Below are 25,437 nucleotides of genomic sequence, written 5' to 3' on the forward strand. Positions count from 1 at the left end.
TCGAAATATGAATCGTCGTTATGTGACACTCTTAACGAGTGCCCACACAGATTGTCTTGTCTAAATTTTTAAAGAACGTTACTAGCTTTTGCTAGCTGCCTCTCCCGAAGCGGATGCGTATCTTACAGCGTATCTTTTTTTTGTCAACAACTTTTGTTTATTTATTTTTAAACTTGGGTTTTGACATCCTCATCAGTTGTTAGCGTTTTGCTGTTCCCTGTTGAGGAGGCGCGCATTCTACGCATTCCTGTAGCATCGTCAACACCCTTTTTTAAATAAATATAAAAAAAGCGACCGTTCGGTCGCTTTTTAATCTATTAGTACATTAAGCATACGTTTACGCTTGTATATCCTTATTCTATCAGCTCAAAAAGGCATATCCTCTTTATTATTGAGCGAAGACATCTGATTATTGCTACGTAATCATTCCTGCTTATTGTCTACACTTTCATTGCTTTTCTTTTTATCGGCATTGAAGTCTGCATCTTCTTCATGGTCGCCCACTACATCGTCTAACGTTACTTTCTCAACGGTACGAAACGTATTGATAGGTCCAGCTAACGCATATAGTGCAAAAACAAGGAACAATACTAAAGCGGGTTCTGTTGCCACAACAACGAATATCAGAAGAATTAAAAGAAGGCCTACAAATGGAACCTTACCGTGCCAATCAACTTCTTTGAAAGAATTGTATTTAAAGTTACTCACCATCAGCAAACCTGCCAAGCCAGTTACTGCAGCAACTATTAAACCATAGTCGGTACCAACAGCATCATACTCAACTCCAACCCATACAAGACCAGAGACAACAGCCGCAGCCGCCGGACTTGCGAGACCTTGGAAGAAACGCTTATCGGCAATACCAACTTGCGTATTGAAGCGAGCTAAACGAAGAGCTGCACCCGCTACATATATAAAAGCCGCTAACCAGCCTAACTTGCCCAGCTCAGTTAACCCCCAATTATAAGCAACAAGTGCAGGTGCCATTCCAAATGAAACCATATCTGCCATTGAGTCATACTCAGCACCAAAGTCGCTTTGCGTGTTCGTCATTCTTGCCACACGCCCATCTAAGCCATCAAAAATCATAGCAACAAAGATAGCCACTGCCGCGGCTTCGAACCTGCCGTTCATTGACGAAACCACAGCAAAGAAACCCGAAAACAACCCTGCTGTTGTTAATAAGTTGGGAAGTAAGTATATCCCTTTACGTTTTTGATCAGACATATGTCCTCATACTTCTACATATACAATTGCACTAATTATTTCATAGATATGCAGGAACGCATAGCAAAGTAAAAAGGCTGCCTCGTTCCTTAACATAACGCCGTTGCAAAACGTTATTAGCTTTGCATTGATTACACGTACTCCTACCACAATGCCGGCGCTTGGCTTCTATTTATTCAGGACAGCGTATGCTCACGATCAAACAAACAACTAATAACTAGGTATACGGTTACATACCTTAAATAGCTCACCGTTCTTATATCATACAAGTCCATGTTGAAATTAGGTACTACCAAGTTTGTGTTCGCATAATATGCGCACACATCACTCGGCGTGTACTTGAAGTGCTTTGCGCTTCATATATAGGAAAGCAATTATGCGAACGCTACAAAAAACGTTTTCTTTGCAAACTGTACTATTACTTTCCACAGCTTTGCTATCTACCCTGAGTGCTAATTCAGCATTCGCTACCTACTATAAAAAGCAAAGTTATTCTCACTGTGGGTCATCGAGCCAAAGCAACGAACAAAGCAATGTATGTAACTCTCCGTTGGGAGAATACACCTATGATCTAGTCGATGACAAAGTGACACAAACCAATCAGACGAATAATTCCTTTGTTCAAATAGACGGATTAAATATTAATATGTCCGCCTTTTCTGACACACAAGGAGTTACCGGCGAAACAGTCGTTGGCGCCAAGTTAGAAAAAATCTCAGATAAATGGGCTTACGGCATAACAAACAATGATGAAGCATACTATCGCGACGGTGCCGACCACGCCATTGACAATATCAACTATTACTCTCAAGGTAGCGCGAACGCTTATTACAGTGGTATGACTAACGTTGAACGTGACTATGACTTCGTGTTGTTATCGTTCGACTCTGCGGTAACGCTTACCGGCGCTAGCTTTTCTTGGCTATACAGTAGTAACGATAGTCAAGTCTCTGTAGCAGCGCTTGGCAATACGGCGAAATTAACCTCTGGCGTTAACACGTGGAGTGATATTGTCGCTGATGCCCTAACTTCAGCTTCGTTCGACATTGAGAGTTGTGAATATTTAGATCACCGCGCTGACTTTACTTTCACTGAGTCCGCTCAATATTGGCTGGTTGGCGCTTATAACACCGTATTCGGAAATATTGGCGGCCATGTAGGTAATGATGCCTTTAAGCTTGCTAATGTTGGCTTCTCAGTAACAGAGTCTGCCGGTACGCCAACGCCAACAGAAGTTTCTGAACCTGGCACCATTGGCTTACTCATGGCTTGTTCACTTCTCGTGATGTGGCGTCGCAAAAAATTCATTTGAAGAAATTAGACTTTAGATCACTGACAGATTGAAAAATCTGTCAGTTTTTTTTACTTGCTTATGAAATTGACAAAATAAACTAATAAAAAACAGCAGCTTAAAACATGGCACAAAAATAGCTTACACTCTGAAAGAAGTAATTCCATAAGCCGTAGGAATAAAAATGATGTATTCTCGAGTGTTAGTATCGTTCTTAACAGTTTTCAGCTTTTCTGTAGCAGCTACAGATTCTCATAAAGACTCATTAATATATGATTTAGTCAATAGTAATGGTAGCAAAAACTACTCCACCACTGTGAACCCAGCGCAGGGCACGTCTGTCGTTACGATCCAAGGAAAGACAGTCAATGTAGGTATTACCGCTTGGTCAGATACAGGCTCTCACGACGCTATTTATTACTATGGTTCAGATATTTACGTAAATGGTGATTCACGATGGGAAGATGAAACCGTTAAGTCGGCTACAATTGATAAATGGGGTCAAGGACTTGCGATAGAGAACCAAGATGCATTTATATATGGAAATAGATATTATGCAGATGGTCACTCGATTGATAACTTCAATGAGTACCATGGTAAACGTGACTTTGACATGCTTCTGCTAAGTTTTGATACAGCTGTTTCTTTAACTGGAGCTAGCTTTTCATGGGTTGATGGAAGCAGCAGTTCGAAAGAGATCACGGTCGCAGGTCTGAAGGATAACTCGCTGTCTCTTTTTTCAGGCTCAAACACTTGGGCAGATATTGCGGGAAATGCTATATCAACCGCTATCGGCCATTATGACATCTCCAATTACCAATCTTCGTTTACTGAGCTAACTACCGCAAAGTATTGGTTGATCGGGGCATATAACACTTTCTTCGATACTAGTATTGGTGATTTTGAAGGTGTCGGATTTAAACTTTCTTCTGTAACAGCCAGTCTAAATGCAGAAACAAATCCACCTCCAACACAAGTTAGTGAGCCTGGCGCCCTAGCACTGATGGGGTTGGGTTTAGGTCTTGTTCTTTATAGACGTAAGCGCCGCGTTTAATTGTTTAAAAACGCTTAGAAAACACGTATCTTTAGAAGGTGGCTTAGGCCACCTTTTTTTATGCTATTTTTAAGCCAGTGGCTAGGCTAAATTTCGAAGGTTTATATGGATTTTTTTAATAATAAAAAGCGTGTTGTACAACGCGCAATTGTCTCTGCAGTTGCCTCATCATTAATCGCTTTTAACAGTTTTGCTTCTACGTCAGAAGACTACGAAAAAGCACTGACCGCGTTTAATCAAAATGAATACGACGAAGCCTATATCCACCTTAAAAACAGCTTACAAAAAGATCCTGAAAACCTTGCTGCAAAAATCCTAATGGGCGAAATACTGCTTATTAATGGCTACTTAACTGCAGCAGAAATGGAGTTTGTAGAAGCGTTGGAAATGGGTGCAGATATCAACCTTCTGGCAGAGCCTCTCGGCAACACTTGGTTGTTTTTGAACAGGTACCAAGAAATTGTAGACTTTTCTGATTTGAGCAAGCTATCGGGTAATGCAGAGCGTGAATGGTTGATGATTCGTGCAACCGCGTGTATTAGATTGGAAGATGAACAGTGCGCTCTTCGTGATTACAACACTATCGTTTCCCGTACGCCAGACTTCGTACCTGCCATTAACGGTCTAGCCTCTATTGCCCTTCAAAATGAAGATTTATCCAAAGCGACCTCGCTTATCAATAAAGCCATGTCGTTAGAACCAGAAAACGCAATAACATGGCGTTTGAAAGGGCAACTGGCATACCGACAGGGAGATACTGACGCGGCAACTGCACATTTACAAAAAGCCCTAACGTTTAACCGAGACGACCCCATTGCCCTGCGAAATCTAGTAGACTTGTATTTAGAAGCGAAAGACTACGATACAGCAAAGCTATTCGTTGATGAGATCATTGAAGACACGCCTAATGATCCTCTGGCCATTTTACTTAATAGCTGGTTACAAAGCAGAGACAACCAGCAAGCTATCGATAACGAAAAACTAAAAGAGCTTAACGATTTCATGGCTCAACTGGATCCTGAGCTTATTACTTCTCAACCCATGTTGCTCTACATAAGTGGTTTAACAAACTTCTTTAACAACAACATGGAAACAGCCGCGAAAGATTTTAACGCTTATCTGCAACAAGAGCCTGATGACTTACAGGCGGTATTGATGTTGAGCCAAGTTTACATGGCGACTCAACAAGATAAACAGGCCCTTGCCCTACTTGAACGTCATCAGGATGCGTTAATGGAAGACCCAGACTCAGCACTGCTTTTAGGTGACTTATTTATTCGCCAAAACAAAGCCTTTAAAGCCGAGCGACTTTTGCAAAATCTTGAATATAAATACCCGAATGAAAACAAGCTCCAGCTATTTAAAATTAAATTAATGGCTGCCAGAGGTAAGCAAGATGAAGCGCTGTCGATCCTAGAAAACAATTTACCTAACTACAAAGATAACGCGGGTTTTCTTTTTACTTATTCATTAATGAATTTACAGGCGCAGAAGTTTGACAATGCATTAAAAGGTGCAAACCTGCTAAGTGGGCTTTTTCCTGAAGAAGCTGAAGTATATAACCTTAAAGCTGGCATATTGATTAGACAAGGTCAGTTAGAAGAAGCCAAGATCAATATAGAAAAAGCGCTAGTGCAAAACCCGACGCTTTTCCCTGCGAAATTCAATTTAGCAGCCACGGAAAGCCGTTTAGGAAATGTCGATAAATCTAACCTGCTAGTAGAAGAGTTACTTGCTCTGTCTCCCCAACATAATGAAACGCTGATGCTGAAAGCGTTCAATTTGACCAAAGCAGGAAATCTAGAAGAAGCTAAGCAAATTTATCTCGATATATTGACACTCTCGCCTTCAAATACTGGAGCGAGAGAGCGCGTTTCATCTTTGTATCAACAACAAGGCGACACAAAAAATGCGCTCTATCACTTAGACCTCTTAATCAAAGACGACTTCGACAACGCCGATTATCTCCTTAGAAAAGCAGCGCTTCAGTTAGAAGCAGGTCGACGTGCCGATGCAGAAAAAACGCTAAGTATTGTGAGGAATTTTATCAATGACGATGCCGGCAAGCTTATCGCATATGCGGATCAAGCTCGAAGTATTGATAATAATGAAAACGCCTTAGACGCCATGGCCCGAGCGTATGAAATAGCGAATACAAGTACGTTTGTCACGTTGCGTTATGTGAGCCTACTGCTCGACATGCAAAACAACGACAAAGCACAATCACTGCTAACAACCATTCCCGCAAACCAACAAAAAAATCCGGTTTATTATTTCTTAAAAGGCCGGTTGGCAGCAAATAAGGGAAACAGTGAACGTGCTATCAGAGAGTTTGAAAAAACGTTAGATGTAGACGCTACTTTTGCACAGGCTTTTGTTGCCATTTACAACTACGCACTGAACGATCAGTTTGTCGATGTATTCTTGAATACGGCAAGAAAACTGGTGAGCGAGAATGAAAACAATCTGCTGGCAAAAAACCTGTTGGCGCAATACTTATTCTTTATTCAAGAGTTCGATGAGTCGATAGCGCTTTACAAGGAACTTGTTGAGCAACCAAACTTACTCAACCCTGCTGAGGCTTACAATCGCCTAGCGATCATGCATATCGAGGAATCGCTAGTCACTGCAAAAAACTATGCACGTCAGGCCTACGAGCTTCAACCAAACTCAGCAAAAATATTGGATACCTACGGTCACATCAAAGCGCTACAAGGAGACTATGAAGGCAGCCTTAAAATGCTGAGGGATGCGTTCGCCAGAGACGCCAACGACCCAAATATTCGCTATCATCTGGGCTACACGCTAGCCAAGCTCAATAGAATTGAAGAGGCGAAAAAAGAGTTAGAATATGCAGTAAAAGTGGAACGCCCTTTCTTTAAGCGTCCTCAAGCAAGAACGCTATTAGAGAGCCTATAAGGCTCTCTTCGCATGCAGCTATAGGCAGCACGAACAATTGCGTTTGTGCTTTTCCATTTTGCCAATACCAGGGTTAAACATATTGGTTGGATCTAAGTCTTTGTAAAATTTCTGCAAGTTACTTTCGGCTTCATACAAATGACCTACATTGTGTTCAGCCGGATACTTAGCGCCACGACTGTCTAATAGTGCCAACATATCTGCTTTTACTTTTTTGGCGTCGCTGCCTTTTTTAAGTATGTAATCTTGATGAAAGACATGGCAGAAGAAATGTCCATAATAAAGTGACTTTTCAACGTGTTTGGCGATGTGCTCAGGCAGGTTCTCTACCCATAAATCATCATTGCGGCGCAATGCGATGTCCAATGCTAAGATGTCTCCTACTTGCTTATGGTGTAACGTTTGATAGCGAACCGCGGCGCCAGCTGCAGCAAAACGTAATAAAAACGCCTTAGACGCTTCTTCTTCATTACAAGTAATGTAGTCACCATCTAGCTTCTCTTCGTTAAACAGCTTGGCCAAAAGCGTTTTAACCTCTTCGATGCCACCATCGCTCATTTTAAGGATTAGATGATGCTCGTACTTGTCGCGGTAAGTTCTTATACTCGAGGGTATTTGGTCAGAAAAGAACTTACTACCGAACTGCATCAATCTATCGCTTAGGTAAGGAGGAAGCAGAGGTAACTTGTTGAGCACGGCATCCACCCGCCCTTTGAGTGCAAACATTTTAGGTAGCGAGTCAGTTCCCAAACGCTGAATACTTATGATGGTATCTTTTCCGTAAACATCTGCAATATCGAACATTTCTCTATGAAGATATTCACCCACCTCAGGAACGTTTTTACACTGAGTCAGTATGTCTCTGCGAATACGAGTAAGTACAGAGGCATCATTCGTACCGATATAAAACGTTTGTTCTTTATTAGGCACTTCGAATGTGTCTAAGCGCACCGCGAAAACAGCAATTTTACCTGCGCATCCACTGGCTTCGTAAAGCCGTGTTGGATCGGCATTAAAGCGGCTCGGCGTATCAGCATTTACGTCTCTAACGATGTATTCATAATCACTTGCCGACGCTTTCATACTGGTTTCAGGTAGAGATTTTGGAAAGTTGCCAGAAGAAAGGTTTCCGATAATTTCTTCTGGCGTGTCGCCTAAATCTATCCCTAGGTGATTAACAAGCTTTAGCTCTCCGTTTGTATCCACCTGAGCGAACAGCGATAACTCAGTATAGGCAGGTCCCCTTTTGACAAGTGCCCCACCTGAGTTGTTTGCAACACCACCGACAATAGACGCACCTAGACACGACGAACCAATTACAGAGTGAGGCGCACGCCCGAGTGGCTTTAGCGCCTTTTCAAGTTTGAACAGTGTTGCTCCTGGAAAGCTCAATACTTGTGTTCCGTCGTTAACCAGAACAATATCGTCCATTGCTAACGTATTTATAACCACCACTGGTCTATCATAGTCGCTTCCACTTGGCGTTGAGCCTTCGGTCAAGCCGGTTTTCGCGGCCTGCATAATAATGATGCAGTTATATTCAACGCAAACCTTTAGCACTTCCCAATATTGCATTAGCGTATGTGGAAAAAGTACAGCCAATGCTTCGCCCTCGCCTGACCGCCATCCCTTGCGATAGTGCTCAGTTTGGCGCGTTCCTACGGCAAGGTTGCTTTCCCCTAGCACGCGTTTAAAAGCGTCAATAATTGGGGTTGTTTGCATGTATAACTCCTTAGAACAGTGCAATGCGTATTAAAAATTAGTTTGTGCCGACTAATGGACCGCCGACGTCAAACACATAAACCCCAAACCATACTAAAATACCTGCAAATGCAACGTAATATATAGTTGGGATAATAGTCTTTCTTAAAGTAGCTCCCTCTTGCCCCATTAATCCTACTGTTGCCGACGCAGCTACAACATTGTGTATTGCAATCATATTTCCGGCAGCCGCCCCAACGGCTTGCGCTGCGATAATTAGTGCAGGTGACAATTGAAGGCTTAGTGCTGCTTCGAACTGAAACTGGCTGAACATCATATTTGATACTGTGTTCGAGCCTGCGATAAATGCACCTAATGCACCAATAGTAGGGCTAATTAATGGGAAAGCTTCGCCAAACATATTGGCGAACAATTGCGCGCCAGCTATCGGCATACTGACGATGTCGGCGCCATTCACACCTGAGTTTATAAAAAGCCTAACCATAGGAATTGTGAACATCAATACAAAACCAGCACTTAGCAACGTTTTGCTGGAATCATTGAAAGCCTTAAACAACACTTCTCCCTTGGATACCTTTTTACTTTGAATGATTACTGCAACCAATGCACCTATTAACAACAACCCACCAGGAAGATATAGCGGACTGATTGATGCACTTACACCGGTTTCACCCAGTATGTTGTCAAATGAGAGTGTCAGCGACGTAGTAAATTCTTTTATTGTTGGAAACACTCTGGATATAACGAGCAAAAGTGCAACAACTAAATAAGGGACCCAAGCCGTAACCCAATGCATGGCCTTTTGTGACGTTATGTCGTCTGCTTTTATTTCCAAATTACCCAGCCAACCTTTGTCCCATGACGCTTTCGGCGGGAAATCCCATGTTTTTTTAGGCATCAAGAAACCATTTTTAGCTGCAGTAACAACCACTGCCAAGCTCACCAATCCTCCAATCAACGATGGAAATTCAGGGCCTAATACAATGCCGGTAAATACGTAAGGAATGGTAAAGCTAACGCCTGCGAATAAGGCGAAAGGTAGAATTTGTAACCCTTCGCGCCAAGACTTGTTGGAGCCAAAAAAGCGAGTGAGCATTACAGCCATTAAGACTGGCATAAATGAGCCAATAATTCCGTGGATAATTGCCACTTCAGAGGTGATTAGTTGAATAAACTGCTCCCATTGCCAGCCTTGAGCCTGCAAAGTCTGACTGATCGCTTGGCCGTCTAAGCCTTTGTTTACACCAATGACAATAGGCGTTCCCACCGCGCCGAAAGAGACGGGTGTGCTTTGGATCATCATACCAATAAGTACGGCAGCCAATGCTGGAAAACCGATGGCAACAAGCAAAGGAGCCGCTATAGCGGCCGGCGTGCCAAAACCAGAAGCACCTTCAATAAAAGTACCGAAGCACCAAGCAATGATTATTGCCTGAACTCTTCTATCAGGTGAAATGTTGGTGAAACCCTGGCGGATAACATCAATTGCTCCAGTATATTTCAATGTGTTGAGCAGAAAAATTGCTCCAAATACAATCCACAAAACAGATACTGTAATCACTAAGCCTTGTAGAATTGAAGCGCCCACCCGTACTGCCGACATATCCCATGCTAAAAGTGCCATAAGTGCTGTACTTGCTAATACAACTGGCATTGCTCTTTTCGCAGACCACTGTAAACCCAATAGCAGCACTGCTGAAAGCGTTATAGGTAGCAACGCTAATAATCCAAGGGTTATCTCATTCATGAGTTTTCCTCTTATTATAATTAGTTAATTATTCGAGTTTCTAACGTTAGAAACTCGATGTTAATGCAGGGTTAAAATTTAGGTATGCGACTGTACTAATTTCTCACGTGTTGATATATATGCATTAAAGACAAAGTTTATTTCCATTTTTGGACTAATAGTGGCAAAAGCAGACGATATTATCCTTTTTGTGAACGTAGTTGATGAAGGCTCTTTTTCAAAGGTCGCTCAAAAACTCAACCTAACTAATTCTGTGGTAAGTAAGCGTATCGCACGATTAGAGTCAGATTTGAACGTTCAATTGCTTTACCGCTCTACACGAAAGCTCAATTTAACTGATGCAGGAAGAACACTGTACAATAAGGCGAGAATCGCCAATTTAGCCATTCAAGACGCAGAAGATGCCGTCAGTGGTTACAGTGATGAAGTGCGTGGAAAAATCCGAATTACTATGCCCAATGTATCAGCAAAACTGGTCTTAAATCGCGCAATTGCCGAGTTTTGCAATTTACACGAAGAGGTGGATGTAGAGCTTGCAATTACCAATCGCGTTACCAATATCATTGAAGAAGGCTACGATCTCGCCATTCGTACAGCCCACCTTGAGGACTCCTCTCTTATTGCTAAACGCCTTATAGATTCAAAATGGATAGTATGCGCAAGCCCCACTTATCTAAAAAACAAAAGTCGCCCAATTCATCCTGATGACTTAACTGAACATAATTGCTTAATTTACAAGTACGATAGCACTGGCCCAGACTTCTGGCCGTTTCATATTGAAGGAGAGCTTCATAATGTTCAAATTGGCGGGCGAATACAGTCAAATAACTTGGATGCGTTAAGGCAAGCCGCTATTGCAGGTGTGGGTGTAGCATTTCTTCCCAAGGCATTAGTGCATGAAGATATCGAAGATGGGGCGCTTTCGCCTCTACTTGCCGAGTACGTAACTAAGACTATGGGTATTTATGCCGTTTACCCTCGTTCGCGTCAGCCTGACAAAAAGCTAAAGCTACTGGTCAACTACCTTCAAGAGGCGTTTAGCAATAGAAGCGCCTATTTTTATTGATAAACATTGAAGTAATCTCCGTTTACATCAAAAACATGGCGCTAAACATAATTGAAGCGATCTTAAAACGCGAACTTAGCTGACGCTTGGATGTAATTCGAGTCAATGCTGTCTATGTTGTCATCATTGATAGAATAAGCACCAAACTCTAGGCCAACATCAAGACGCGGCGCTACCGTATCAATAACATTCACCGCCCAGTGCGAACGTTTGCGCCCCAAAATATCTGTTTTAGCTGCTCCATAAAATACAGTGCTGCGGAGGGTTTCGGTCCAAAAATGGCGATACGCTACGGTATAAGCCAGCGTACTTTCCGTTTCCAATGTTTGAGTTGCAGGATCCTCAACAACATCAGCAGTCATGCCGGCCGCAGCATACCGACCGGGCTTACCCGCGGTTAATTGAAAACGTAGATCATCTTTTGCAAAAAGTGGTATTTTGCCTGCGATATTTACTGCTGCTGTAATTTCTTCAACCCCTCCTTGATCGACAAGTCGTATTACAGAGCCGAAAGCATATTGCCCATATTGACTATCTAAATTGTATCGTACAACAAAGTCGGGTGTAGACTCATCAGGGTCAGCGGCTACACCTGTAAGCCCTACAGCATTGGCAGGTGCGTCGGTATCACCATCCCCAATGGTCTCCGGGCTTTCGATGGCAAATTGCCAGTTTCCAGAGGTGTATCTAACCTGAACTTGCCTTGCAAACACTTCTCCTACATGAGGACCACCAAAATCTAACGACTCAGGAATAACGTGAAGCGGCATAAAGGTGCTCCAGTTTTGCCCCGCACTCCAGTTCTTATAGGTGATGAAGAAGTGACGTAATCTCAAGTTAGTAGAGTTACTTACCGCTTCGTTACCGCCTCCGCCATACATATCGACTTCTATAAAAGTACTCACCTCCCCTATAGAAACGCCCATATTTAAGCGTGACTCTCCTACATTGAAACCTGTGTGTGATGTCTCTATTGCTTCCCCGCCAGGAAAATTACCAATCCAATAATCCTGATAAGCAATATCCCCTTCAACATGCCTGACATCTACTTTGGCATAACCTCCAACACTAACCTTAACGTGTTCGTTACCAACCTTCCCGTTGAACAACTCTATGCCGTGAGAAGGGTTAAGAATTAGCGCTAATGCACAAGCAGATAAGCGTAGGGTGTATTTATTGTTTGTTTTCATTATTCGTCCTAATAGCTGAAACTATTTAACATGTCGTTAACGGGCGGATAATGTATTCGTTCGTGCTCAGAGGATAAACCGAGTTTAGAATATTAACTTTTTCCTAAATTCGCATAATCAGAGGTTTACTTTTTGAATGTTAATTGTGTAAAGAGATGAAGAATATTGAGCATAAATCGCTCAATAGAAAAATAATAAAAGGCTACTTGTTGCTAACACGATAAGTGAAAGTAATGATATTGATTGAAGTGCCTTACCCCAACTTTGCGAAAACCAACTTAAACACAAAGACAGAGAAAACACAGTAAGTGCAGAAATAATAGTATCTGCAGGCGAGAATGTCGCTTGATTTACACTCAATGCAAATACGGCAAAACCAGTACCTATGGCACCGACTGCGCTCACAATCATGCATAATATGAAATGCGCACAAAGCTTAGCTATATCTCGGGGCATTGAGCGCGCAGAAACTACCCCTTCGTTTGAATTATATAACTGCATCGCAACCTCTTAACCCTCTCAACAATAAGTTAATGATAATCGTTATCATTATTAAATCAAGAAAATTAATTAGCTGTATTAGGAAAATTCATTAAACAAGAAAGCGTAATCTGTCGCTCTTCGACCAGTGGCTTTTTAGTAAATCGTTTTTTGTTATGAAGCTGCCGATTAATGGTCTTTCGCGGAATCTACTGGCAATAAAAAAGGCACTGTCTCCAGTGCCTTTTGGTTTTAATTGCTGACAACGAAAAGTCCGCTGTCATCTGCATCAATACGAATGGTTGATTCCGGTATTAATTCGCCAGCGAGTAATTGATGCGCAAGTGGATTTTCCACCTGCACTTGTATCGCTCGCTTAAGCGGACGTGCGCCAAACACTGGGTCGAAGCCCGCGTCCGCCAATTTATCCATAGCAGCAGCAGACAGAGTAAGCTTATATCCTTTTTCTGCGAGCCTAGCGCGAAGCGAGGCAAGCTGAATTTTAGCAATAGATTTTATTTGCTCCTTCCCTAATGGATGGAATACCACAATATCATCGACGCGGTTGATGAACTCCGGTCTGAAGTGTTGCCCTACAACACTCATTACCGACGCTTTCATATCGTCATACTGACTTTCGTTGTGCTTATCTTGAATGATATCTGAACCTAAGTTGGACGTCATGATCACAACGGTATTTTTAAAATCTACAGTACGTCCTTGTCCGTCAGTCAACCGGCCGTCATCTAGTACTTGAAGCAGAATATTGAATACATCTGGATGTGCCTTTTCAACCTCATCCAACAAAATGACCGAGTATGGTTTGCGACGCACCGCTTCGGTTAAGTAGCCACCTTCCTCGTAGCCAACATAGCCAGGAGGTGCACCCACTAAGCGTGCTACCGAGTGTTTTTCCATAAACTCTGACATATCGATACGCACCATGGCATCTTCAGTATCGAACATAAAGCCTGCCAAGGCTTTGCAGAGCTCAGTTTTGCCCACGCCAGTTGGCCCTAAAAATAAGAATGAGCCAATAGGTCGATTTGGATCCGCAAGCCCAGCACGTGAACGGCGAATTGCGTTTGAAACAGCTTCAACCGCTTCTTCTTGTCCAACAACCCGTTTGTGAAGTACGTCTTCCATACGCAACAACTTCTCACGCTCGCCCTCAAGCATTCGCGCTACAGGTATACCCGTCCATCGCGAAAGCACATCTGCAATTTCAACGTCCGTCACTTTATTTTTAAGTAACGTCGTCTCGCGAGTTTCGTTTTCAGCCGCTTGCTCTAACTTTGCTTCAAGCTCTGGAATACGGCCGTACTGAAGTTCCGACATACGATTCAAATCAGATGCACGTCGCGCTATCTCCAAGTCAAGTTTAGCCTGCTCAAGCTCCCCTTTAATGGTTTGAGTGCCCTGCATGGCGTCTTTCTCATCCAACCACACTTTCTCAAGCTCTGCGTACTTGGTTTCCGCTTGCTCACGCTCTAACTCAATCATCTCAAGTCGCTTATGACTCGCATCATCTGTTTCTTTGGCCAGAGCTTGCTCTTCCAATTTTAGCTGGATGATACGACGCTCTAGACGATCCATCTCTTCGGGCTTGGAGTCTATTTGCAATCGAATGCTAGACGCAGCCTCGTCTATAAGATCAATGGCTTTGTCTGGCAATTGGCGGTCGCTAATATAACGATGCGACAAACTTGCCGCTGCAACGATAGCGGGATCAGTAATATCTACCGAGTGATGGAGCTCATAGCGCTCTTTTAAGCCACGCAGAATAGCAATAGTGTCTTCAACGCTTGGTTCTTCAACTAATACCTTTTGGAAACGACGTTCAAGTGCTGCGTCTTTTTCAATGTACTGACGATATTCATCCAGTGTTGTAGCACCAACGCAGTGAAGTTCACCACGGGCTAACGCAGGTTTAAGCATATTACCTGCATCCATCGCTCCATCGCCCTTCCCTGCACCTACCATGGTGTGCAGTTCGTCAACGAATAAGATCACGCGGCCTTCTTCTTTAGCCAGCTCATTAAGCACTGCTTTAAGGCGTTCTTCAAACTCACCGCGATATTTAGCTCCCGCCACTAACGCGCCCATATCAAGGGCAAGAACACGCTTGTTCTTTAAGCCCTCAGGCACTTCGCCATTAATGATGCGCTGAGCCAACCCTTCAACAATAGCCGTTTTACCCACACCCGGCTCACCAATGAGTACTGGGTTGTTTTTGGTTCGACGCTGCAGTACTTGAACAGTTCGGCGAATCTCATCGTCTCGACCAATGACCGGGTCGAGCTTGCCTTGTTCTGCTCGCTCGGTTAAATCTGTCGTGTATTTTTCAAGCGCCTGACGTACATCTTCAGCATTAGGATCCGTGACCTTCTGGCCACCACGCATGTCGTCTATTGCGCTTTCAATAGCTTCTTTAGTGATATTCAGGCTTTTGAGTATTTCCCCCAAGCGCCCTTTATCTTGTAGCGCCGCTAGAACAAAGATTTCTGAAGTGATGTATTCGTCTTTTCGCTGCTGCGCTATCTTGTCACAAAGATTTAGCAAAATGCCGCTGTCTTTACTTAATTGAACATCTCCCCCAATGCCTTCAATACGAGGTAGGCGCTCAATAGCTTGGCTCAGTGCTGAGCGTAGCGCATTTACATTGATGTTTGCTTGGTCAAGCAAAGGGCGTACTGACCCGCCTTGCTGATTTAGCATGGCAGTCATTAAATGGACAGGTTCAATGTATTGATGATCTCGCCCCAATGCGAGTGATTGAGCATCGGATATTGCGAGCTGAAATTTACTGGTAAATCTATCTAGTCTCATAATTTCAACCTAATTAATGAACAACTATACCTGCGGTAACACGCCGCAATTACGAACATTTTAACTCTCGCTGAGTGGGTAATGATCTATGCGGAATGGTATTCTTTATGTTCTAGTTATGTAGGCTGCTCAATTGCGATTCAAGTATGAGATTAAAAAGTTAGCCAAAAAGATAACAAATAATGTATGAAGTTTGATCTAGCGCAACTGTGTGATCAGACTAAAACTGCCGCCTTTTTTCGAAACAATTTAAAGCAGGCCTATTACGCTAACTATACGCCCAGTCGTGCGCTTGTTTTGATGCGTAGCTCTTCGATGGGAGTAAAAACGCTGTTCGTCAGTGTAAGTACACAAGTTACTTTGTGTAATACTCTCAACGCCAGCTTGCTGCAATTGCACCTGTGCCACTAGAGGTAGATCTAATAAGTACTTCCCTCTATTAGAGCTATTGGCAATGGCACCGTCTATATGGCGAAACTTACTCGCCAACTGTGCATCAACTTCGTAGCAGGGCCCGCTGATTGCAGGACCAACCCAAGCGATGAGTTTTTTTGCGTCGCTGCCAAAGTGTGAAACTGCACTTCCGATAATGTTAGTATCGAGACCTTTCCAACCAGCATGTACTGCCGCCACTTCTTGACCGCTTTCATCACACAATAAAATGGGCACGCAGTCTGCGGTCATTACCGCACAAAAATGCGATATTGAAGAAGAATACGACGCATCAGCGGTGGTATCTGCGCTCGGCAATGACACCACGCGCTTGCCGTGCACTTGCTCCAACCATGTGATCTTTTCACTATGTGGAATTAGGCTTCTATTGGCTTTCACTAGTAGGAGGTCGTCCCCCACGTGGGCGCCAACGTTCAAACCTGCAAAATCACCTATGCTTGTACCTCCCATTCTTGTCGTTGTGTATGCAACAACATTTGCGGGACATGACCACGCTGGCGTAATCAAATCCAGCGTGGATGAAATAGGTGAATTCGCAGCTGACAATGTCATAAGTTCGCCTTACTCATTAAAGCATATCTTGTGGATTGTCCGCGGTGTCCTTTTTCACGGCTTTAAGCAAGTCCTGCATATCTTGAGGTAGGGGAGCTTTCCACGTCATCCACTCTTCCGTTTCAGGGTGAAACAGCGAGAGCTGTGCGGCGTGCAACGCCTGACGTTGGAATCCGCGAAGCGCAGCGATAAATTCTTCTGACGCCCCTTTAGGAAGACGAGGACGCCCGCCATAAACTTGGTCGCCAAGCAAAGGATGCTTAATGTGGGCCATGTGTACGCGGATTTGGTGCGTACGGCCAGTTTCAAGCTTCAAACGCAGGTGCGTGTATGCGCGAAATTTTTCGATAACACGAAAATGAGTGACCGCTGGTTTGCCCATTTCACGTACTGCCATATGCGTACGTTTTGTTGCGTGTCTACCAATAGGCGCATCTACAATACCACCAGCGACCATCGTACCTAAGGCAACGGCTTCGTATTCACGACTCATTTCCCGACGTTGAAGTTGGTCAACAAGATGCGTTTGAGCAGGAATTGTTTTTGCTACTACCATTAACCCCGTCGTGTCTTTGTCAAGGCGATGGACAATGCCCGCACGTGGAACTTTGTCTATCTCTGGACAATGATTTAACAAGGCATTTAGCACGGTACCGCTTGGGTTCCCTGCACCTGGATGCACAACCAAATCTGCTGGTTTGTTTATGACTAGGATGTGTTCATCTTCATAAACAATGTTTAACGCGATGTCTTGCGCTTCGCTCGTTACTTGTACATCCATTTCGGCCTGTACAGTAACAAGTTCATCCATTTGCATTTTGTGGCGAGGCACGGTGATTACTTCACCGTTTACAGCAACATTCCCATCTTGGATCCAAGTTTTTAACTTAGAACGAGAATATTCAGGGAACAAATCAGCCAAAACCTGATCTAACCGTAAACCAAAATGCGCAGCTTCCGTTGAAGCTTCTAATTGTATTGTGTTCGGCGACTGTGTCATAACACCATTGATTACGTCTAAAAAAGGGTATTATAACAAGTATTCACGCTGTACACTGCCTTGTTTACGTTTTTGTATGGTTTTTCTCATCGTTAGTACGTTAGAATGCAATTAAAGTGTTGTTGTTTAACACATGAGCTTAGACAGCGAAGTATTAAAACTGTTTAGCAGGAAAATAGAATTATTATGAAATCATTTCGTCTACTGGCCCCCGTTTTATTGGGTGCTATGGTATCTGTCGCAGGATGTAGCTCTTCAGATAATGAAGAAAAAGCCGTATTAGCTAACATGGGTGCGCAGCAACTGTACGACAGAGCAAAGCAGAGCATGGAAGTAGGTAACTTCAGCGCTGCAGCACAAACGTTAAGCGCGCTAGATTCGCGCTACCCGTTCGGTCCCCTATCCCACCAGGTACAGCTAGACCTTATTTATAGCTATTATAAGTCAGGTAAAAACGAAGAAACGCTTGCCACTATCGACAGATTTATTCGTCTGAATCCAAACCATTCAGATGTTGATTACGCGTATTACATGCGTGGATTAACTAACATGGAATCAGATAGCAACCTTTTCCAAGAGTTAATGAATATTGACCGTACGGATAGAGACCCGTCGAAGTCTCGTGCTGCGTTTGAAGATTTCCGCAGACTGATTCAACAATATCCAGATAGCAAATATGCCGCAGATGCGAAACAGCGCATGGTTCATATTAAAGACCGCTTGGCTCGCTATGAAATCGCTATTGCACGTTTCTACATGAGACGCCAGGCTTATGTCGCTGCAGCAAACCGTGGTCGCTATGTTATAGAGCACTTCCCGAATACCACTCAAGTGCAACAAGCACTCGAAATTATGGTTTCAAGTTATGAGCAGCTTGGCCTAGATGAATTGCGTAACAATGCGATGAAGACACTAAAGCTTAACTACCCTGACAGCGAATTTATTAGCTAGATTTGGCTATTCTGTTTTGCTAGAGCTTTATGCAACCAATAAAAAAACGCACATTTGTGCGTTTTTTTGTATCTGGATGTCACATATTGACTGCGTTCGCTTGATAGATTACTAGCGGAAAAACAAGTGACTAAAAGGGTTTAACAATCTTGCAAGGCCCGAAGTAAAGTGCAATGGCTGATCGACAATGCTAAATACAAGGCAGCCTTCTTTACCTTCGGATTTTGGCGTGTGCGTCTTATCTCCATCCATAAAAATAAAGTCGCCGGTATCATAACGACTTAGCCCATCACTGAACTCACCATCAATGACTAATGTATATTCCGTTCCACGGTGCGTGTGCTCAGGTACACTACCGCCACTTCCCATGAAGATAAAATTAGCAACACCTTGGTTTCCAAGGTCAACTGGCGCCTGCCACAGCTTTCCGACCAAACTTGACCAGTTACCTGTCTTATCGATGTAGCGGTGAAGCGTTCTGGGTAAAGTGAATACCCTTCCATCTAACTCGATGGTATTTGCACTTGCCTGCGTCTGCAAGGCCGCCCGCCTCTTTACGGGCTCACGATACGCTGTGGGCTGCTCCATCAAAGCATTATTTTGTTTCGATGATGGGAGCTGCGTAATTTGGGATAGCATGTCACCAAACTGAAGCGACATTTCAGCTCTGTCGCTTGCCGTTGAATTGGCGTTCGAAACCATTTGAGCAGCAAGACTTTCCGTTTCAATTTCAACAAAACGCTGACATTTCTCACACATGTCACAATGTGCAGAGACCATCAGTGATATAGCAGGTGACAATGTGCCCTCAACAAAATCTTTAAGTTGCTGGGCACTTGGGTGAAACCTAATCATTATCGTTTAACATGACCTTTAATCGTTGAAGTGCCAAACGTGTCCGCGACTTTACTGTACCTAATGGAATTGAAAGCTCATCGGAGACTTCTTGTTGTGACTTGCCATCAATATAAATAGCTTCAACCACTGCTTTTTGTTTTACAGGTAATGATTCGAACAAATGGCCAATCTGCTCTAAAGTAACTTGTTCGTCGAGTGGCGCCTCGTTTGCATCGGCTGTTTGCTCGCATAAAACTGGCCATAAATCGTCAGAACAAACATCCTCTTTCCTATTCCGCAGCTTTCTAAGCATATCAAAGCGGATGTTACGCGCAATTGTGAAAATCCACGTTGACGGAGAACCTTTTTCTGCATTGAACAGATGCGCTTTCTGCCACACATTTGACATAGTATCTTGTACCAGTTCCATGGCCAGTGCCTCATTACCCATCTGTTTGAGTGCGTAAGAGCGCAGCCGAGGCGCGAAATAGTTGAACACTCTTGCAAATGAGCGCTTACATCGGGTGTCTGCAACCGCGACAAGGTAATCAGACATTTCAGTTGCACACTCTTTAGGCTTGATTGTGCTGTTGCTTTGTTCCAAAGGAATTCCAACTAACATAAGATTCGTCCGCTTTTCCGTTTTGATTGTATCATTCTACGGCGTTATGACTTAAAACGTATGCGAAAATCGCTAATATTGGATTACGAATTTGTAATGTCTTTAACCGACTCAACGACTAAGCAATTAATGCAGAGAGATAGTTCAGTAAACTGGTACATTCTCTTTGCGCTAAAAAGTGCTGTTTTTGCGAGCCGTCTACTGGCAATAATTCTAACCACCGATTTAATACCCAATTAGGGCAATCAAACTTTGGTGATTCATAAAGCGATGCCAACTCTTCGTAATTTCCAAATATTTCTTTAAGTCGCTCGTCCATAGGCGCTATTTGTTGAGGAGCCAAATCGCACTGCCAAGGTTCTAACACCTTGCAACTACCGGTACGAAGACCATCTTTTTCAACTTCTATGCTACTTACCTCAACTAAATGAGAACCAGCAACCTTTATGCCAAGCAACCCATCATCGAGCATGTCGAAGTCAACAACCTGCGCATAAGTACCTATTTTATGAATATGCTCATTCAAATTTTTGTCACCGTTAGCATTAAGCATACACATCACAAAGCCTTTATTTTCAGCACATGCCTGCTTAACCATTCGCACGTATCGTGGCTCAAAAATGCGCAATGCCATTCTACCTTCCGGCAAAAGGTGCGCAGATAAAGGAAATAAAGGAAAACGTTCTACACTCATACTCAGCACTTCCGAAAACACGAAAATAATTACGCAAGTGAGAACAATTAGGATCGAATGGGAAAATTTTTCACATATAAATGGAAAAACATGATCTTTAGCACGACGATTAATGTAATTTAGTTTTTAAATAAAACATTAACAGATTTCATATCAGAGACTTGCAATTTGAACGTGAAAATAACCGCGAATTTTTTTAAGCGTCGACATTACCGATATGCAAATCTGATTTTGAATTATGAGTTAAGGAAAGGCCATGGACGTCATTGGACGCTTTTGTAAAATTTACACAGACATATGTCAAATTTCTCCAGACGACCTAGAACATATCTATGCCGACGACATACTGTTTATCGACCCAATCACTACACACCATGGCATTGATGAAGTAAAACGCTATTTTTCCAACTTATTGACGCAAGCCGAAAGCTGTAAGTTCGACATTGCGGACATTTTTACTTGCTCGCCCAATGGCTCAAAAGAGCATCCATCAAGTCATTCAAAGGTTACCCATATCGCAAACTGGACGATGACCCTTACGCTGAAAGATAGTGATAAGCAAATTACGCTAGATGGCACCACGCAACTTGGTGTCAGCGATGACAGCATTATTTACCACAAAGATTATTACGACTTGGGCGAAATGGTCTATGAGCACGTACCCATCCTAGGTTTTGTCGTTAAAAAAATTAAAGGGAAGCTAGCAAAGTGAAAAGTATTCTAATTACTGGCGCCACATCGGGTATTGGTAAAGCATTAGCAATAAAGGCTGCAAACAGCGGTTATCAAGTGATTGCCTGTGGTCGAAATGAAGACACACTCAACGAGCTCAGTAAGTACAATAATATTAGCGCATGCCAGTTCGATGTCACTGATCTTGACGATACTCGACGGGCGCTAGCAACGGTTAAGTTTGACATTGCTGTACTCAACGCTGGTACCTGCGAATATGTAGATATCGACGACTTCGAGCCAGACATGTTTCGCCGCGTATTTGAACCTAATTTCTTTGGCGTTGTTCATTGTGTAGACGCTCTTCTTCCACGACTTAAGCAAGGCGACAAGCTTGTGATTGTTGACAGCATGGCTCGCCTACTTCCTTTTACGCGAACGCAAGCGTACGGTGCGAGCAAAGCTGCCCTACATTATTTTACTAAATCATTAGAAGTAGACCTTCACCACAAAGGCGTGAAAGTGCAAGCGGTGTCTCCTGGATTTGTAGAAACGCCCCTCACAGATAAAAACGATTTTGAAATGCCAATGAAAATTAGCGCTGAAGAAGCCGCTAACGCTATGCTTAAAGGAATAGAGGGCAACAAACAAACAGTTTTCTTCCCTCGGTTCTTTGGTTTTATTCTGCGCTTTATGCATATACTGCCAACCCCACTGCAAAAGCGATTGTCGTTGGCAATGAGAGAAAAACAATAAGAGAAGATGAATGAACAATAAGATTGCCATCATTGGCACAGGTATTTCTGGTTTGACCTGCGCGCACCTTCTAAATAGGCAGCACGATATCACAGTGTACGAAGCAAATGACTATATAGGTGGTCATACTGCAACGAAGAAAATAAGCGACAATGGGGAAACTCACCATATCGATACAGGTTTTATCGTTTTTAATGATTGGACCTACCCTAACTTTATAAAGCTCATTAATCAGTTAGATGTTGAGTATCAACCAACAGAGATGAGCTTCTCTGTAATGAGTAAAAAGGCAAACCTAGAATACAACGGCAATAACTTAAACAGTTTATTTGCACAGCGGCGTAATATTCTGAGGCCTAAATTCTGGCGTATCGTGAAAGACATATTGACGTTTAACAAAGCGTGTAAAGCGATGGTCGCAGAAAACCGTGATACTTCTTCACTTACGTTAGAAGACGTCATTAGAGAATTAAAACTAAGCGATGACTTTGCACGTTATTATATTTTGCCTATGTGCGCCGCAATTTGGTCCAGCAGCTTAGAGCAAACGAGAAAGTTTCCACTCACGTTCTTTTTGCAGTTTTTCAACAACCATGGCTTGCTCAATATTACCGACCGTCCTCAGTGGTACACAATTAAAGGTGGGTCAAGCCAATACATTCCGCCTTTAATCGCACCATTTGAGTCTAAGATAAAACTATCGACGGCCGTTCTGTCGGTAGCGAAAAGCGATGATAAGTGGCAGGTTACCGACTCTTCAGGCAACGCTGCGATGTATGATCATGTGGTATTTGCGTGCCACAGTGACCAAGCGTTAAAAATGATTCACTCACCGACTTCGCTGCATCGAGATATCCTTGGAAATATCCCTTACGCAGAAAACGACGTGGTGATGCACAAAGATATTTCACAGCTGCCTAAAAGAAAATTAGCTTGGGCGAGTTGGAATTACAGCTTAAAAGAAGACGCAAGTGAGGAAGCCCGCCCCGCTTCTGTCACTTATAACATGAATATTCTTCAACGCCTTGAAGCACAAAGCACCTACTGTGTAACGTTAAATAATACTGCGGAAATAGACCAAAAGAGTATTCTTCGAAGCTATCAGTACGCACATCCGCAATACAGTGCCAGCATGGTCAACGCCCAAGCAAGAAGAAATGAAATTTGTGGCGTAGACAACTTACATTTTTGTGGAGCCTACTGGTATAACGGTTTTCATGAAGACGGCGTAACTAGCGCACTTGATGTTTGTTCTCGCTTTGGTGAAGCCCTGTGATAGAAAGTGCCATCTACAAGGGTAAGGTTTATCACCAACGGTTTAAGCCTACTCAGCATAAATTTGACTATGACATTTATTTATTTTGGCTAAAGCTTGAGAGCAACGAACTCGAAACCTTGTCCAGTACGTTAAAACGCTTCTCTGCATACAACAAGGCTAGAGTGCGTTTCAAGCGTGAAGACTATTTAGGTGATCCCTCTTTACCTCTAGGTCAGGCAGTAATAGACAGAATGACAGAGTTAAACGGAGGGAAGACGCTTCAAGGCGATGTCTTTATGCTGGGACAACTGCGTATGTGGGGGCTGTATTTCAGCCCGGTGAATTTCTATTACCTACGCAATGCCGAAGGTAAGTATACACATATGCTTGCCGAAGTAAGTAATACGCCGTGGAATGAGCGTCATCACTACCTTGTAAATCTAGATACTCAAGACGATACGCCAAAAGCTTTTCATGTTTCCCCGTTTAATCCAATGGATATGACCTACAAATGGTCGATATCGCAGCCGTCGACTAGACTGTCACTTGCGATGGATTGTGTAAGAGACGACAAAGAGTTCAGTGCAGGGATAAATTTGACTAAATTTACTTTAGATAATGCGAATCTATCTGCGGCACTTAAACGTATACCCAGTATGACAATAAAAACTGTGGCTGGAATTTATTGGCACGCGCTTAAACTATTGCTTAAACGAACGCCACTGTATACACACCCAGAAAAAAGTCAGGAACAATAACAATGTCTTTTGGTGAATCTGTACTACTGACCACCTCAGAGGTCTCCTTTGTAGATAAAGCGTGTAGAACTCTATTCCTACAATGCTTAAAACAACTGCCTTTTGGCAGTTTAACCATTCAAGAAAACGGCGATGTCGTTGCGCGTTTCGGCACAGACGAAAGCGATTTGCGTGCAACGGTAAATATCAAGGATGTACAAGCCTATCGACGCTTATTGCTTGGCGGAAGTGTGGGCGCCGGAGAAGCATTCATGGACGGGTTATGGGACAGTGACGACGTAACAGCCGTGGTAAGAGTGTTTGCTAGGAATTTATCTACCCTTGACGAATGGGAGAATAAATTTAAATGGGTGACTATGCCCATCAACAAGATTCAACACTTTGCACGTCGAAATACAAAGGACCAAGCCAAGAAAAATATCGAGGCGCATTACGATCTGGGTAATAAGCTTTATACCCGCTTCCTTGACCCAACAATGATGTATTCGTCAGCCATATACCCAGATCCGAATGCAACTCTCAATGATGCACAAAATTACAAGCTCAAAGCCATTTGCGACAAGTTACAGCTTAGCGAAACCGATCATCTTCTAGAGATTGGCACGGGCTGGGGCGGGCTAGCCGTCTATGCTGCTAAGCATTATGGTTGCCGCGTAACGACCACTACCATTTCAGAAGAGCAGCATGCATGGGCAAAAGAATGGATTGCCCGAGAAGGACTTGAAAGCAAAATCACTTTGCTGAAAAAGGATTATCGCCTACTTGAAGGCAAGTACGATAAGCTCGTGTCTATCGAGATGATTGAAGCTGTAGGCAAACAATTTTTAGGAAATTTCTTTGAGAAATGCTCGTCACTTTTAAAAGACGATGGCCTAATGCTGCTTCAGTCAATAACCATTGATGACAGACGTTACGACAGCTATTCAAATAGTGTCGACTTTATTCAGAAATATATCTTTCCGGGTGGATTTTTACCTTCTCAGCACCAGCTTAACGCTCACCTGAAAAAGTACACTAATATGATGATTCGTGACTTACACGACATCGGGATTGACTATGCGAAAACACTGAACCATTGGTATGAAGCATTTATCTCTGCAAAAGATGAGCTTTTAAACGACGGTTATGACGAGCGTTTTATGCGGATGTGGACCTACTACCTGAAATATTGTGAAGGTGGTTTTTTAGAAAGGACAATCAGTACCGTTCAGCTTGTGATTTCAAAGCCTCATTACAGACTTGATTTGGCTCGTGTTTAACAACGCTAATTATCGATAGTAGTGACATCGAGTAGGGTGAGGCGTCACCGCCTCATCCCTCTCACAGAACCGTACATACGGGCCTCGTATACGGCTCATG

21 protein-coding genes are annotated in these 25,437 nt (G+C 43.1%); 10 read left to right on the forward strand and 11 right to left on the reverse strand.

What is annotated here, in order from left to right:
• Positions 1 to 423 precede the first annotated feature (423 nt).
• On the reverse strand, positions 424 to 1,227 hold the full coding sequence (gene pssA, locus NO989_RS19340) for a CDP-diacylglycerol--serine O-phosphatidyltransferase (RefSeq protein ID WP_371343033.1): 804 nt from the start codon (positions 1,225 to 1,227) through the stop codon (positions 424 to 426).
• A gap of 376 nt (positions 1,228 to 1,603) precedes the next feature.
• On the opposite strand from pssA, the gene xdp1 (NO989_RS19345) reads away from it, so the two are divergent.
• The 3 genes from xdp1 (NO989_RS19345) to prsT all read left to right on the forward strand — a co-directional run bounded on the left by xdp1 (NO989_RS19345) (position 1,604) and on the right by prsT (position 6,491).
• Positions 1,604 to 2,539 (forward strand): exosortase-dependent surface protein XDP1, encoded by a 936-nt coding sequence (xdp1, locus tag NO989_RS19345; RefSeq protein WP_371343034.1) that lies wholly within the window; start codon positions 1,604 to 1,606, stop codon positions 2,537 to 2,539.
• Between the two features lie 163 nt (positions 2,540 to 2,702).
• The gene (gene xdp1 / locus NO989_RS19350) at positions 2,703 to 3,572 is read left to right on the forward strand and encodes an exosortase-dependent surface protein XDP1 (protein WP_371343035.1); all 870 of its coding nucleotides are present in this window, start codon (positions 2,703 to 2,705) and stop codon (positions 3,570 to 3,572) included.
• A 105-nt stretch (positions 3,573 to 3,677) separates the two neighbouring features.
• A complete protein-coding gene (gene prsT, locus NO989_RS19355; protein WP_371343036.1) occupies positions 3,678 to 6,491 on the forward strand; it encodes an XrtA/PEP-CTERM system TPR-repeat protein PrsT in 2,814 nt (937 codons plus the stop codon).
• An 18-nt stretch (positions 6,492 to 6,509) separates the two neighbouring features.
• Here prsT and dld read toward each other — a convergent pair whose 3' ends face one another.
• Together dld and NO989_RS19365 are read right to left on the reverse strand one after the other, a co-directional pair.
• Positions 6,510 to 8,213 carry a D-lactate dehydrogenase gene (gene dld, locus NO989_RS19360; RefSeq protein WP_371343037.1) on the reverse strand — a complete coding sequence of 568 codons (1,704 nt, stop codon included), beginning with the start codon at positions 8,211 to 8,213 and terminating at the stop codon, positions 6,510 to 6,512.
• Between the two features lie 37 nt (positions 8,214 to 8,250).
• Positions 8,251 to 9,960, reverse strand: coding sequence for an L-lactate permease (locus tag NO989_RS19365; RefSeq protein ID WP_371343038.1), 1,710 nt, complete (start codon positions 9,958 to 9,960; stop codon positions 8,251 to 8,253).
• Between the two features lie 160 nt (positions 9,961 to 10,120).
• Here NO989_RS19365 and NO989_RS19370 point away from each other — a divergent pair, with 160 nt between their 5' ends.
• Entirely contained in the window at positions 10,121 to 11,026 is a 906-nt protein-coding gene (locus tag NO989_RS19370; protein ID WP_321824646.1) for a LysR family transcriptional regulator, read from the forward strand.
• Between the two features lie 62 nt (positions 11,027 to 11,088).
• Here NO989_RS19370 and NO989_RS19375 read toward each other — a convergent pair whose 3' ends face one another.
• From NO989_RS19375 to rluD, 5 genes are all read right to left on the reverse strand, one after another.
• Positions 11,089 to 12,216, reverse strand: coding sequence for a DcaP family trimeric outer membrane transporter (locus tag NO989_RS19375; RefSeq protein ID WP_371343039.1), 1,128 nt, complete (start codon positions 12,214 to 12,216; stop codon positions 11,089 to 11,091).
• 180 nt (positions 12,217 to 12,396) lie between these two features.
• Complete coding sequence (locus tag NO989_RS19380; protein ID WP_371343040.1) at positions 12,397 to 12,717, reverse strand: hypothetical protein; 321 nt, start codon at positions 12,715 to 12,717, stop codon at positions 12,397 to 12,399.
• 231 nt (positions 12,718 to 12,948) lie between these two features.
• Positions 12,949 to 15,525 (reverse strand): ATP-dependent chaperone ClpB, encoded by a 2,577-nt coding sequence (gene clpB, locus NO989_RS19385; RefSeq protein ID WP_014950068.1) that lies wholly within the window; start codon positions 15,523 to 15,525, stop codon positions 12,949 to 12,951.
• A gap of 249 nt (positions 15,526 to 15,774) precedes the next feature.
• The gene (gene pgeF / locus NO989_RS19390) at positions 15,775 to 16,530 is read right to left on the reverse strand and encodes a peptidoglycan editing factor PgeF (RefSeq protein WP_171337360.1); all 756 of its coding nucleotides are present in this window, start codon (positions 16,528 to 16,530) and stop codon (positions 15,775 to 15,777) included.
• A 16-nt stretch (positions 16,531 to 16,546) separates the two neighbouring features.
• Positions 16,547 to 17,530 (reverse strand): 23S rRNA pseudouridine(1911/1915/1917) synthase RluD, encoded by a 984-nt coding sequence (rluD, locus tag NO989_RS19395; protein WP_014950071.1) that lies wholly within the window; start codon positions 17,528 to 17,530, stop codon positions 16,547 to 16,549.
• A 186-nt stretch (positions 17,531 to 17,716) separates the two neighbouring features.
• Between rluD and NO989_RS19400 the strand changes: the two genes are divergently transcribed.
• Positions 17,717 to 18,481, forward strand: coding sequence for an outer membrane protein assembly factor BamD (locus NO989_RS19400; protein WP_014950072.1), 765 nt, complete (start codon positions 17,717 to 17,719; stop codon positions 18,479 to 18,481).
• A 111-nt stretch (positions 18,482 to 18,592) separates the two neighbouring features.
• Here NO989_RS19400 and NO989_RS19405 read toward each other — a convergent pair whose 3' ends face one another.
• The 3 genes from NO989_RS19405 to NO989_RS19415 form a co-directional block, all read right to left on the reverse strand.
• The gene (locus NO989_RS19405) at positions 18,593 to 19,336 is read right to left on the reverse strand and encodes a ChrR family anti-sigma-E factor (RefSeq protein WP_171337359.1); all 744 of its coding nucleotides are present in this window, start codon (positions 19,334 to 19,336) and stop codon (positions 18,593 to 18,595) included.
• Positions 19,329 to 19,940, reverse strand: coding sequence for a sigma-70 family RNA polymerase sigma factor (locus tag NO989_RS19410; protein WP_049586614.1), 612 nt, complete (start codon positions 19,938 to 19,940; stop codon positions 19,329 to 19,331). Before NO989_RS19410 ends, NO989_RS19405 begins: the two co-directional genes overlap by 8 nt.
• A 118-nt stretch (positions 19,941 to 20,058) precedes the next feature.
• On the reverse strand, positions 20,059 to 20,634 hold the full coding sequence (locus NO989_RS19415) for an LON peptidase substrate-binding domain-containing protein (protein ID WP_014950075.1): 576 nt from the start codon (positions 20,632 to 20,634) through the stop codon (positions 20,059 to 20,061).
• A 256-nt stretch (positions 20,635 to 20,890) separates the two neighbouring features.
• On the opposite strand from NO989_RS19415, the gene NO989_RS19420 reads away from it, so the two are divergent.
• The 5 genes from NO989_RS19420 to NO989_RS19440 are packed head-to-tail and all read left to right on the forward strand — an operon-like array spanning position 20,891 to position 25,337.
• Positions 20,891 to 21,346: a nuclear transport factor 2 family protein gene (locus NO989_RS19420; RefSeq protein WP_014976976.1), complete on the forward strand. Its 456-nt coding sequence runs from the start codon at positions 20,891 to 20,893 to the stop codon at positions 21,344 to 21,346.
• Positions 21,343 to 22,062, forward strand: coding sequence for an SDR family NAD(P)-dependent oxidoreductase (locus NO989_RS19425; RefSeq protein WP_171337358.1), 720 nt, complete (start codon positions 21,343 to 21,345; stop codon positions 22,060 to 22,062). The genes NO989_RS19420 and NO989_RS19425 overlap by 4 nt, the downstream gene beginning before the upstream one ends.
• A gap of 10 nt (positions 22,063 to 22,072) precedes the next feature.
• Complete coding sequence (locus NO989_RS19430; RefSeq protein WP_171337357.1) at positions 22,073 to 23,338, forward strand: NAD(P)/FAD-dependent oxidoreductase; 1,266 nt, start codon at positions 22,073 to 22,075, stop codon at positions 23,336 to 23,338.
• Complete coding sequence (locus NO989_RS19435; protein ID WP_171337356.1) at positions 23,335 to 24,078, forward strand: DUF1365 family protein; 744 nt, start codon at positions 23,335 to 23,337, stop codon at positions 24,076 to 24,078. Before NO989_RS19430 ends, NO989_RS19435 begins: the two co-directional genes overlap by 4 nt.
• A 2-nt stretch (positions 24,079 to 24,080) precedes the next feature.
• Positions 24,081 to 25,337, forward strand: coding sequence for a cyclopropane-fatty-acyl-phospholipid synthase family protein (locus tag NO989_RS19440; protein WP_014976979.1), 1,257 nt, complete (start codon positions 24,081 to 24,083; stop codon positions 25,335 to 25,337).
• Positions 25,338 to 25,437 lie beyond the last annotated feature (100 nt).

It is taken from the genome of Alteromonas sp. DY56-G5, assembly GCF_041414725.1.
In the GTDB taxonomy this organism is placed as follows: Bacteria; Pseudomonadota; Gammaproteobacteria; order Enterobacterales; family Alteromonadaceae; genus Alteromonas; species Alteromonas macleodii.